The following is an 11,200-nucleotide window of genomic DNA, read 5'->3' as shown; positions in this document are numbered from 1 at the left end:
GGCTTTGGCGCGGGCGGCGATGTGGCGGGCGGTGACCTTGTCGCCGAGGTCGCGGATGGACTGCGGGGAGGGTCCGATCCAGATCAGTCCTGCATCGATCACGGCTTGGGCGAAGTCGGCGTTCTCGGAGAGGAATCCGTAGCCGGGGTGGATGGCGTCGGCTCCGGATTTGGCGGCCGCGTCCAAGATTTTGTCGATCACCAGGTACGACTCCGCGGAGGTTTGTCCGCCGAGTGCGAATGCTTCGTCGGCCAGGCGGACGAACGGTGCGTCGGCGTCGGGTTCGGCGTACACAGCGACACTGGCCAGCCCGGCATCAGCGGCCGCCCGGATCACCCGAACCGCGATCTCACCACGATTGGCAACAAGAACCTTGGTGATCTGAGCACTGGCATGGCTGGGCACTGAGCCTCCTACAGATGTGTTTTTCGCATCCATCGTCACGAACGTCACGTCGGAGTCTAAGCACCGACTCGGTCGTCGCTGCAATCGGTCCAGGCCGCTGCGGCGCGTCCAGGGCGACAGGATGGGACTACTGGCTGGTAGCGATCCGCCCGGTATCGGAGTGCCCGGGATCGGGATACTGGGACGTTGCGGCAGAGAAGGAGGCGGTACCGGTGTCGGCCACCTCGGTCAGCAGGGTGCGAAAGGTGCCTATGTATTCGTGTACCCGGGCAGTTGCGAGCTCGGTGTTGGGATAGCGAGCCGCGATGTTGATTCCCTGAGGTGTGCGGTTGATCCAGATGTACACGTCGTGTTGGTACTGCTTGCTGCGCAGCGCACGCGCGTTCCAATCGGGCCAGTGCTCTGCTGCCGGCGCGAACCGCACATCCATGAACGAGACGACGAAACGTGGCCTGGCCGAGTAGCCGAGGGTGGTGAACACCCGATCGAGCGGAACCCGCGCAATCGGCTTGGTCTTCTTCACCTCGGCCGATGCTGCGGCCACGACCGAGCCGAACGACTCCGCGCCGGCGATGTCGAACGAGATGGGACACAGTCCGACGAACCACCCCAGTGCCGACGCCCACTGCGGCTCGTCCCGGGTGTGTACCGGGGTGACAGTCCGAAATTGGGTGCCCCCGCCCAGCTCGGCACCGGTGATGGCCAGGACCCCCAGTAATCCGGCGAACAGACTGTTGCCGGTCTTCCGGCACGCGACCGAGAACGAATCGGCTTGCTCGGGGTCGAGCACCCAAGCAGAGAGCCCACCCTGAGGTACGTCGTCCGGGCTGGGATCACCGATATCGAGCGGGAAGTCGGGCAGCTGGCCTTCCCCGTCGATCAGCAGATCGCGCCAGATCGCGACGGCCTCGTGCGAATGTTCCAACTCGGCGTTTCGCTCGCGTTCGGAGGACCCGAAGTCGAGATAGCTGCCGGCCTCGAACAGGGCGGCCGGTGCCCCGCCCAGCTCCTCGCCGTACAGGGCCGCGATCTCGTGGGCGACCAGGACAGTGGACAAGCCGTCGATGATCGAGTGATCTGCTGCGAAGAAGACGGTGATCGGTCGCGTCTCGTCCAGTGGTTCGAGAGTGACGAACGCGTAGGCGGGCCAGATCAGGGGCGAGGTGAACTCGTCGAAGAGATACTGCAGATGCCCGAATACCTCACTCGATTGCGTACACCGTTCCTGCTCGACCTGCCAGATGTCGACGGCTCCCTGCGCGGCGGTCACCCGGGTCATCTCACCGGTGGCTTCGTCGATCGATGCGCTCGACCGCATGGCTTCGTGTCTGTCGATCCAGTTCAGCACCGCCCGCCGGAAGGCGTGCTTGTCCAGGGGACCGGCAATCTCGAACGCCGCGCCGAGCCACGACTCGCGCCCGCGGCGAGGGCTGCTCAGGCTGGTACGCAGGTGCGCCTCGTGGACGTAGGACGTCGGGCGAGGGTCGGGCTGCCACCCGGCGGCTTCGGGAGTGTGGGCGTGCGGGCCGACACTGGGAATCCATTCGGTGAGCGTGCCCGCGGGAACCGCGTAGTCCGCCAACTCGGTGAACTCCATATCGGCAGCAACCAGCCTTCGTCAGACGCATTCGGGGGATTGTTCGGACAGCGGGCGACGATGCCCACTACCGAAGTCTACCGACGGCGGCGTGTATCGATCAAGACGAAGGCCGGGCGCTGCCGACCACGAGGTCAGCGCAGGTGCCTCTTGATACGTGCAAGCATCGCCGACATCCCTCGGAGGCGCAGGGGGCTCACCGCATCGCTCAATCCGAGAGCCGAATAGAAATCGTCCGGAACGTCGAGGATTTCCTGTGCGCTGAGACCGTCGAGCCCCTGCGCCAGGATCGAGGCGAACCCGCGAGTCGTCGGAGCCTCCGGCGGCGCGCTGAAGTACAGCTCGATCCGGGCGGGATCGGATGCATCGACCGACAGGAACAACGGCGACTGACATTCGGGGACCGGCTCCATCGCATCCTGGGCCAGGTGATCCGGCAACGGGGGTAGTTCCCGGCTGAATTCGAGCAGGAGCTGCAGTTTGTCCTGGCCCTCGACTGCGGCGAAATCCTCGACGATCTCGGCCAACGATTCTGGAAGGGAACTCATCGAGCGGCCGGTGCCGATCCGGGCTCCTCGCCCCTGGCGATCGGAACGCGCACAGCATTGCCCCACTCGGTCCACGAGCCGTCGTAGTTGCGGACGGACTCGTACCCGAGCAGATGCGTCAGCACGAACCAGGTATGGCTCGACCGCTCGCCGATGCGGCAGTACGCGATGACCTCGTCGGTTGCCGAGGTCTCGGAGTAGATCTCGTCCAGTTCTGCGCGTGAGCGGAATCGACCGTCCGGTGCTGCTGCCTTGGCCCACGGGATGCTGACGGCGGTGGGGATGTGGCCGCCGCGCAGCGCACCTTCCTCCGGGTAGTCGGGCATGTGGGTGCGTTCGCCGGTGTACTCCGCGGGAGAGCGTACGTCGATCAGAGGCACCGAGCCGAGAGCTCCGAGCACGTCCGAGGCGAATGCGCGGATCGGTGCATCGTTCCGCTCGACGACGGGGTAGTCGGTCGCCGGAAACTCGGGGACATCGAGTGTGGTGTCGCGGTTCTCGGACAGCCAGGCATCACGTCCGCCGTCGAGCAGCCGCACGTCCTGGTGTCCGAACAGGGTGAACACCCACAGTGCGTAGGCGGCCCACCAGTTGCTCTTGTCGCCGTACACGACGATTGTGTCGTCACGCGAAATACCCTTGCGGCTCATCAGTTTCGAGAACTGTTCGCCGTCGATGTAGTCGCGCGTGACCGGGTCGTTCAGGTCGAGGTGCCAGTCGATCTTGACCGCGCCGGGAATGTGGCCAACGTCGTAGAGCAACACGTCCTCGTCGGATTCGACGACGCGGAGCCCGGGCGTACCGAGATGAGCGGACAGCCATTCGGTGGATACGAGACGATCCGGATGCGCGTAGTCGGCGAACATTGCGTTGGAATCGGTTGGTACAGGCACGTATCGGCTCCTACGGAAGATATTCGGCTGGCGGCCCGCTCGGGGGTGAACGGTCTCCGTCGACAATCCTATGCCGTACCGCCACCGAGTGGCGGGAGCCGCAGGCACAGAGCGCTGCGTCGGTACTGTCTCAGCGTGTCAGGGCCGTTGTGGCGGCCTGGTCGGTCGCCTCGGCCAGCAGCGCGACCAGCGCGCCGCTGAACGCAGTCATGACCGAGTGCGCGAGGACGGTGTCGGGAAAACGTGCCCGCAGAGCCAGACCCGAGGCTGTCCGCGACACCCAGAACTGCGCGTCGTCGGACACCGTCGCGTTGCTGACGTGGTGTGCGTTGGATTCTTCGAGTCGGCGGTGGCCCTCGATTCTGGTGTAGTCGATGTACGACACCATGAACACGTCGTTTCGCGAGAGGGTGAACGTGTCTCCGAGGGATGCCAATACCTGGGGGATGGGCACCGTGCTCAACGGTAGCGCAGCACGAAACTCCCGTTGGGCCGCGGCGATCGTGTCGACGAGCACGTCGCCGACGTCCACGGTCATCGGGGCGTTGGTGGTGAACCAGCCCAGTGCCCGCCGGAACCGATCCTCGTGACGGGTGTGCAGAGGGAACAGGAACGGTATCTGCCGCGGTCCGCCGATGGCGGCGCAGGCCTGACCGATCGCAGCCACGACCCCGGCGAACATCCCGCCGCCCGACCGAGTGCACAGGCGCTCGAACTCGGCAGTGCGGTCGGCATCGAGGATCGGCGCGACAAGGGTTGCCTGCGTAGCAGTCTCACCGTCCGCCAGTCCCAGGTCGAACGGAAAAATCGGCGTCGTACCACCGCACCGAACAAGGAATTCCGACCACCGCACCATGCGCTCGTCATGGCGATCCACTGCCGGCTCGGTTGCTTCGATACGGCAGTAGTCGACGAATCCTCCCACCGGACTCAGCTCGATGTTCGGACTCGACGGGCAGCGCCGGTACGCGTCGTACCAGGCACGAACCTCGTCCACGGTCACCGCGATCGACAGCGCGTCGACGTTCGAGTGGTCGAATGCGCAGACCACCGTCGAGACGTCCGGCCGGTCGATCGCGACGCACGTGTACGACGGGAACCGTCGTGCGTCGCAACGTAACTCGAGTATTCGGCGGAGATGCTCACGTAGCTCGGTCGGGCAATCGAATTCGGTCCGGTTCGACGCCGCGATCTCGACCGAACCGGGGCGATGGAGCATCCTGTCCAGGCCGTCGGTCGCCTGGACGAACGAGCTGCGCAGAGTGTCGTGTCGGTCGATCAGTCGAGTGAACGCCCACGCGAGAGCGTCGACATCGATGCGGCCGGGCACGTCGAACGTGCCCGCGATCCATACTCGCCGAGCCTCGCCCAGATCGCCCAGATGAAACCGTTGATTGAACGACGGTGGAATCGGGGACCGTTGTGCATCCCCGGTGACGTCGGCAGTGAATTCGACGACGACACCGGCCGCGGGATGGTACTCAGTGATCGAGGTGACCCGCACCGACCCGCTCCTGAACCGAACCGGGCGTCAGTACGTAATCGCCTGTGCGCGCGATCTTTTCCAGTACCGATGCCAGGTGTGCGTGGTACCGCTCGACCGATTCGGCAGCGACGGCCGTGTCGGGGGTCTGCGCCACCAGATACAGATGCTCACCGTCGCGGTTGATCCACATCGACGCGTTGGAGGTCGCGCCCTCGCCGGTGAAATGCTTGGCACGAGTGTCCGCATCTCGCCCGACGCCGGGGAACCAGCGAAAGTCGATGTACGAGAGCATGTTCGGGCTCACGGCGAGTTCGCTTCCGAGCGTGCCGTCTGCGGCGAGAGCGCCGAGTACCGCATGGACCGGTGCTTCGGCGATCTGCTTGGCCCGCTCGAAACCCTCGTGCGCCGGGCCCGCGACGTCGGAGAAACGCTCGTGACCGGCGATGTCGAACGCGACCGGCGCGAAGTTGACGAACCAACCCTGGGATTGTCCGTAGTCACCGTGGTGGCGAGTGCTCAGCACCGTGATTCCGAAGTACTCCGCGTTCCCCGCGAGCTCGAAGTCGGTGATGCCGACGGCGGCGAAGATTCCACTGCTCATCCGTGCGCCGGCGGCCTTGCACGCGGCATCGAACGCTGCCGTCAGTTCTCGGTCCAACAGGTGGCGTTCGACGATTCGGACCGGGGCGCGTTCGCCGGGGGCAAGCCCCAGATCGAGGGGGAACCGAGGCATACGGCCCTCGTGCCTGGTGAAGATGTCACGCCAGGCGGCGATCTCGGGGGAGTCTGCACCGAACGTCGCGGCGCGGGCGCGCTCGGCGGCGGCGTACTCGAGGTGACTTCCCGCCGAAGCCGGTTGCGGAACATCCGCCCCGATCTCGATCGCGTACAGATCGGCCAGTTCGCTGATGACCAGAGCCTGTGAACCACCATCGGTGAACGCGTGATCGGCACCGTAGTACAACGTGAAGCTGCCCGGCCTCGATACCACTCCGACGACGAACCCCGGCCAGATGTCGGCGGTGGCCTCGGTCGAGAAGCGCTGCCGCACATAGTGTTGGAACTGCTCGTCGTCGGATGTCTCACCTGCGTCGACGGTATCGAAACGAGCAACTTCCTGGCCGCCGAGGTGCCGAACCACGTCGGTGCCGTCCACATCGAACCAGCACCGCAGACCCTCGTGCCGCAGCACATACGCAGTCAGCGCACGGCTCATCGCCTCGGAGTCGATGTCGCCGTCGATCTCGGTGGCCACCCCGGTGTACGCCGTGTGCACGTCACCACGTGCGCGCGCTGCCCACGCTGCCTTCAGGTGGTCTTCCTGAAGAAACGACGGTGGAGTCGAATCGATCGGTGCCGCAGCGGCGCTCGCCTGTGCCGCCGCGGTGGGATGCCACTCGAGCAGTCGGCCGGGCGCGGGGTTCCAGCGGCCCATTGCGGTGATGATCATGTTCGCTTCACTCTTCCGGTCGGGGCGCAGTGGACGGAACGTACCGGCTGCCTACGCCGCCGTCTCCGTCCACTCCGCATCCACTTCTCCTGCGTGCACGCCTATTCTGCGTCCATGCTCATTCTGCGGCGACGACGACCGACGGCGGGGCCGCCGCGAGCACCGTATCGCTACCGCCGTCGGAGTCGATGACCGCCGTCAGAACCGCGACGAACTCGGTGATGAACCGATGGACGTTGGTCGACGCGACATCCGAACTGGGGAAGCGGGCCGAGATGTTGAGCCCTTCGAGTGTGCGATTGACCCAGAAGTAGACCTCGTCGTCGGCGTGGCAGTTGCTCCTGAGCGCCCGCCCCTTGCGCCCCTGCCACTGGGCGGCGTCGGGCAGGAACCGCAGGTCGATGTACGAGACCACGAACCGGGGGATTTCGGTGGAGTCGAGGATCTTGGCGATCTTCGAGTACGGCATACGGGCCAGGCCCTTGTTCGCAGCGCCCGCGGTGGCCGCGGCCTCGAGTGCCTCGACGAAGGTGCAGGCGTTGTCGAGCTGGATCTCCATCGGAAGAATGCCGACGTACCACCCCACCGACGCGGCCCACTTCTGCTCGTCGCGGGTGTGCATCGGCATCACCGTGCGCAGAGACCGACTGCCGGACAGGCGAGCATTCGTCAATGCGAGCGCCGCAAGAATTCCGGCCTGCATGTTGTATCCGGCAGCGCGGCACGCCGCATTGAAGCCGTCCGACTGTTCGGAGGTCAGAAGCCACGACGAGATGCTGCTCTGGGGCGCAGGGCCGGTGTCGGCGCGGGGCCGGTCGCCCGCCAACGGAAGCGGGAAAGCAGGGAAGCGGCCGTCCTCGACAGCGAGGAAGTCCTGCCACGTTCGCACGGCACCGTGATCCGCCGTCAGGGTGTCGCCGAGTGCCCGTTCGGACTGACTGAAGTCGACGTAACTACCCACCTCGGGCAATTCCGGGTCGATGCCGTCGAGGGCCTGCGCGTACAGCCGGTCGATCTCGTTGATCGCATAGATCTGGCTGTATGCGTCCATGACCGAATGATCGGCCGCGAAGGCGAGCAGGAACGATTCCTCGGGCCCACCGGCGAGAGTGCGGGACGCGTCGTCGGGTTCGATGGTGGCGAGAACGAAATGCGGCCATGCCGTCGGAGACACGGTGTCGCCGAACCACGACTGCAGATGGCCGAACACCTGAGTTTCCGATCGCGACTCCGCGTGTGGGCGATCTGTCACCTGCACGGCGTCGACCGGTGCGGTGAAGCGCTGCCACGAACCGGACTGCTCGTCACGACGAACCTTGGTTCGGAACGCCTCGTGCCGACCCATGTACGCGGCGATGGTGCGGCGTACGGCCTCGACGTCGTAGCGACGATGGATCTCGAATACCGTGCCGATCCAGGAGCCCGGCGCGCTGCGCTCGCAATGGTCCTCGTGCGTGAACGACAGCCCGCGGGGATCGAGAGCCCACTGGGCGTCGTCGACGCGGGGAACCCACTCGGTCAAGCGTCCGGCGGGAAGTGGATAGTCGGCGAGTTCGGTGTATTCCATGGTGTCCTCTTCCGTTCCGGGCTCGGCCAGCGGTATTCGGCAGTAGTGGTGTCTATCGGCATTCGATTACGGTCGAGTGGTGGATGTAACGGCGGAAGTCGTCGGTCCGGCTCGCTTTTATCGGGTGCACTCGCATTGCTTTCGACATTGAAAGAACAACTATTCGACGGACCGTGAAGTCGCCGTCCGGTCGACGTGAGTACGGCACTCACAATAGGGCGAAAGCGAAACTATTTCGCGACGCGTAAAAGTAATTCTTGTCACTGTCGAGGGGGTTGACCGACGGGTGGAACATCGGTCGGAAAACTGATTCTCGCACACGTCGGCATTGTGATTCCAGCGTAACCGCACGTCAGGGCCCGATGATTCGAGAGAGCAGATCCGGGTGACGGGTTCGGAACCCAGACCTCGGGCCGGACCGGCACCCCGAGACCGGCGTCACCTTCGCGCGTCCGCTCGGTGGAATGGCACCTATTGCAAACATTGAATGAATCGACCGACGAGAAACAGCACCACCTTCCCGTTTCTTTCGATGTAGTAGGTTCGGCGCGTGACTCGAATTGGATTTGCCGATCACCTTTTCTTACGAATGCACCATGGCATCGGATTTCCCGTCTACAACCAGTTCCTGTGGTGGTTCGACGACGTCGTGCAGCGAGAAGACCTGGAAAGACTGCGTGACAACCTGTCCGACGGTCTGCTTGCGCGCAGGGTGGTGGCATCGGCAATTCCGACGGCCCGAGATCGGTGGGTGCCGTCGGCCGCCTCTCATTCACTGGATTTTCATCCAGAATTCATAGACCCGTCGATGGTGCGGCGATGGGCGGACGGCCGGATCGATCCCGATATCGATCCCGAGACCGGATTGGGTTGGCAACTCGCGGCGACGAGACTGAGCGACGGCGGCATGGTGCTGTCGTTGGTCGCCTCGCACATGGTCGCCGACGGTGGCGCCTTGATCGCTGCATTCCGTGCGGCGAACTCCGACTCCGTCGCGTCCCGTGTCGCCTCCGCCTCGGGCGGCCTCGCGACCCTCGCTTCCGACGTCGGTGACGCCGTCGAGCAAATTCGGTCCGCGGGTGGATGGCTGGTGAACGCGGCGGTGCAGGCTCTGCCTCTGTCCGGACGCTCCGAGCCTGCCGGTGCCACCCAGTCGAGGCCGAAACCACACCGGGCAGCTCCCGAGCGAGCGGCTGCGGCGGACTGGACATCCCCACACGTGGTTGCCGAGGTGGACGCCGATGCATGGCGATCGACTGCGGAACGCTGGGGAGGAACATCCAATTCGCTGTTCGTGGCGGTCCTGACTGCTGCGTCCGGACTTGCCGGCCGTGCTTCGGTGGGAGACACGGTGCAGTGGTCCCTGCCCGTCAGTGATCGCGGCGACGCATCCGACACACGGTCCAACGCCACCAAGATCGTCAAGATCGACGTGCCGATCGCCGACCCGACCGATCTGGACCTCCGCCCGATCCGCGCCGCCAGTAAATCGGCGTTCACGGCTTTCGCCGCTGCTCAGGCCGCCGGTGCCGCTCCGGGCGGCCTGTCCCAGGCACTCGTTCAAATGCTGCCCGACGCGGTGGTCGCACGAGTGCCGCAGCCCCGCGACGGTGCCGAAGGGCTGGCGTCGAACCTCGGTTCGCTTCCCGACGACTTCACGACGGTGGCGGGGATCGCCGCCCGGGCGGTGTCCGGTCGAGCGACGTTCGCCGGAGCCGACGCCGACTTCGCTCGTTCGCTCGACGGCGGTCTGACCGCATGGTCGAGCGAGACCGGCACCAGTGTGACCGTGACCGTCCACGCCATGGACCCCGACCGATGCCCGGACGAGCATGTACTGCGTGAACACCTGACCGAGGCGCTTCGGAGATGGGGACTCTCGGCACGCTTCTGGTGAGTGGGTCAGCGGTCGCGCGCTGCTGCTTCGGTGATGTCGGCGGCAGCGGCCGTCGCCGTTCGAGCAGGCGTCATCGTATCGGCTAGCGCTCGCGCGGCCAGCCGGGCGTCTTCGGTCATGAGGTCGGAAATGCCCTGCTGTAGAACGGATTCGGTCAACGTCGAGAACTTCGTGCTCGACCCGGCTCCTAGGCGCCGCAGCGCGGATCCCCAGAACGGTTGGTCGGCGCTGAACCAGCACACCAGGGTCGGCAGCCCGGCTCGTGCCGAGGCTGCAGTCGTCCCTGCGCCGCCGTGATGAACCGCGGCCAGACAGCGCGGAAAGACCGTCGCGTGATCGACCGATTTCACGACGAAGACGTTCGGGTTCGATCGATGGACGGCTGAATCGGACTCCAGCAGATCGCTCCAGCCCGCGCAGACCAGGGCGCGCACGCCCAATCGATCGGTGACGTTGTCGATCATGCGCATCAGTGCAGCCGGTTCGGGCACCGGCATGCTGCCGAAGCCGAAATACACTGGCGCAGTTCCTGCGTCGAGCCATCGGCGCAACGCGGGATCCGTCTCGGTGACTCCGTCGACCAGGCCGATGAAGCCGACGAACGGGCGTAGCGGGCCCCACTGTCGGGCAAGCCCGGGGAACAGCGCCGATTCGTAGGCCTGAATTTCGATACCGCCGTAGTGCGCCGACCTCACGGGCGTCGACTCCGTGGTGGGAGGCAAACCCAGTGATGCCCTCTGCGCGTTGTCGCGCTTCTTCATCGACTTCCAGCGCAGTGCCTCGAGGGCCGCCCACATCGACCGATTGACGACGGCAGGTGGGTTCACGCCCGGTGTGATCGACACTGCATCGTTGCGCCTGAGGGGGCAGTAGTGCAGGGACACAAACGCTGTGCCGTGCGCTTCGGCCACGTTCAGAGCCATCTCCTGACCGAGCGAGCCGGTGACGATTCCGTCGCACCCTGCCGCCATTCGGTTCAGCTCGGACGTCATGTCGTCCCAGCCGTGATGAGCCAGCTCGGACAGCGCAGCAAAGCGGGTCCGCGGGTTTCGAGACTTGATACGCACTCTGACCAGATCGGACTCCAACAGCTGCTGCGTGTCGGGCCCGAACGGCTGAACCTCGATGCGTTCGGAGGATGCCGTGGCAGCCGACACGACATCGGTGAGATTGGGTGGGGCACCGAACAGCACGTCGTGCCCGCGCTCTGCGAGTTCGAGCCCGAGAGCGATACCGGGGGTCACGTCGCCTCGGCTTCCGTTGAACGGCATCACGAACTTCACAGGCGCACTCGCAGACGTGTCGGCGTGGGGAAGAGCCCCAACCTATCAGCACCGTCCGAACCGAGCCGATACGA

At 65.3% G+C, this 11,200-nt stretch carries 9 protein-coding genes; 1 reads left to right on the top strand and 8 read right to left on the bottom strand.

Annotated features, from left to right (window positions below; translation table 11 throughout):
- The 7 genes from J1M81_RS16500 to J1M81_RS16470 all read right to left on the bottom strand — a co-directional run.
- On the bottom strand, window positions 1-405 hold a 405-nt coding region (locus J1M81_RS16500; RefSeq protein WP_308051283.1), incomplete at its 3' end, for a biotin carboxylase N-terminal domain-containing protein.
- Between the two features lie 127 nt (window positions 406-532).
- On the bottom strand, window positions 533-2,002 hold the full coding sequence (locus J1M81_RS16495) for a condensation domain-containing protein (protein ID WP_206498376.1): 1,470 nt from the start codon (window positions 2,000-2,002) through the stop codon (window positions 533-535).
- 134 nt (window positions 2,003-2,136) lie between these two features.
- On the bottom strand, window positions 2,137-2,550 hold the full coding sequence (locus tag J1M81_RS16490) for a SufE family protein (protein ID WP_027496472.1): 414 nt from the start codon (window positions 2,548-2,550) through the stop codon (window positions 2,137-2,139).
- A complete protein-coding gene (locus J1M81_RS16485; protein WP_205913258.1) occupies window positions 2,547-3,416 on the bottom strand; it encodes a sulfurtransferase in 870 nt (289 codons plus the stop codon). Before J1M81_RS16485 ends, J1M81_RS16490 begins: the two co-directional genes overlap by 4 nt.
- 157 nt (window positions 3,417-3,573) lie before the next feature.
- On the bottom strand, window positions 3,574-4,947 hold the full coding sequence (locus J1M81_RS16480) for a condensation domain-containing protein (RefSeq protein WP_206498375.1): 1,374 nt from the start codon (window positions 4,945-4,947) through the stop codon (window positions 3,574-3,576).
- Entirely contained in the window at window positions 4,925-6,379 is a 1,455-nt protein-coding gene (locus J1M81_RS16475) for a condensation domain-containing protein (protein ID WP_206498374.1), read from the bottom strand. Before J1M81_RS16475 ends, J1M81_RS16480 begins: the two co-directional genes overlap by 23 nt.
- Window positions 6,380-6,497: 118 nt before the next feature.
- Window positions 6,498-7,946, bottom strand: a complete 1,449-nt coding sequence (locus tag J1M81_RS16470) for a condensation domain-containing protein (RefSeq protein WP_032366281.1) — start codon at window positions 7,944-7,946, stop codon at window positions 6,498-6,500.
- A gap of 550 nt (window positions 7,947-8,496) precedes the next feature.
- On the opposite strand from J1M81_RS16470, the gene J1M81_RS16465 reads away from it, so the two are divergent.
- A complete protein-coding gene (locus J1M81_RS16465; RefSeq protein WP_155290289.1) occupies window positions 8,497-9,843 on the top strand; it encodes a hypothetical protein in 1,347 nt (448 codons plus the stop codon).
- 5 nt (window positions 9,844-9,848) lie between these two features.
- On the opposite strand, the gene J1M81_RS16460 is transcribed toward J1M81_RS16465, so the two are convergent.
- The gene (locus J1M81_RS16460; RefSeq protein WP_206498373.1) at window positions 9,849-11,126 is read right to left on the bottom strand and encodes a glycosyltransferase; all 1,278 of its coding nucleotides are present in this window, start codon (window positions 11,124-11,126) and stop codon (window positions 9,849-9,851) included.
- Between the last annotated feature and the right edge of the window lie 74 nt (window positions 11,127-11,200).

Origin of the sequence: Rhodococcus sp. KRD175 (assembly GCF_017168275.1) — a bacterium.
Taxonomy (GTDB): Bacteria; Actinomycetota; Actinomycetes; order Mycobacteriales; family Mycobacteriaceae; genus Rhodococcoides; species Rhodococcoides fascians.
This window is presented reverse-complemented; position numbering and strand designations above follow the sequence as displayed.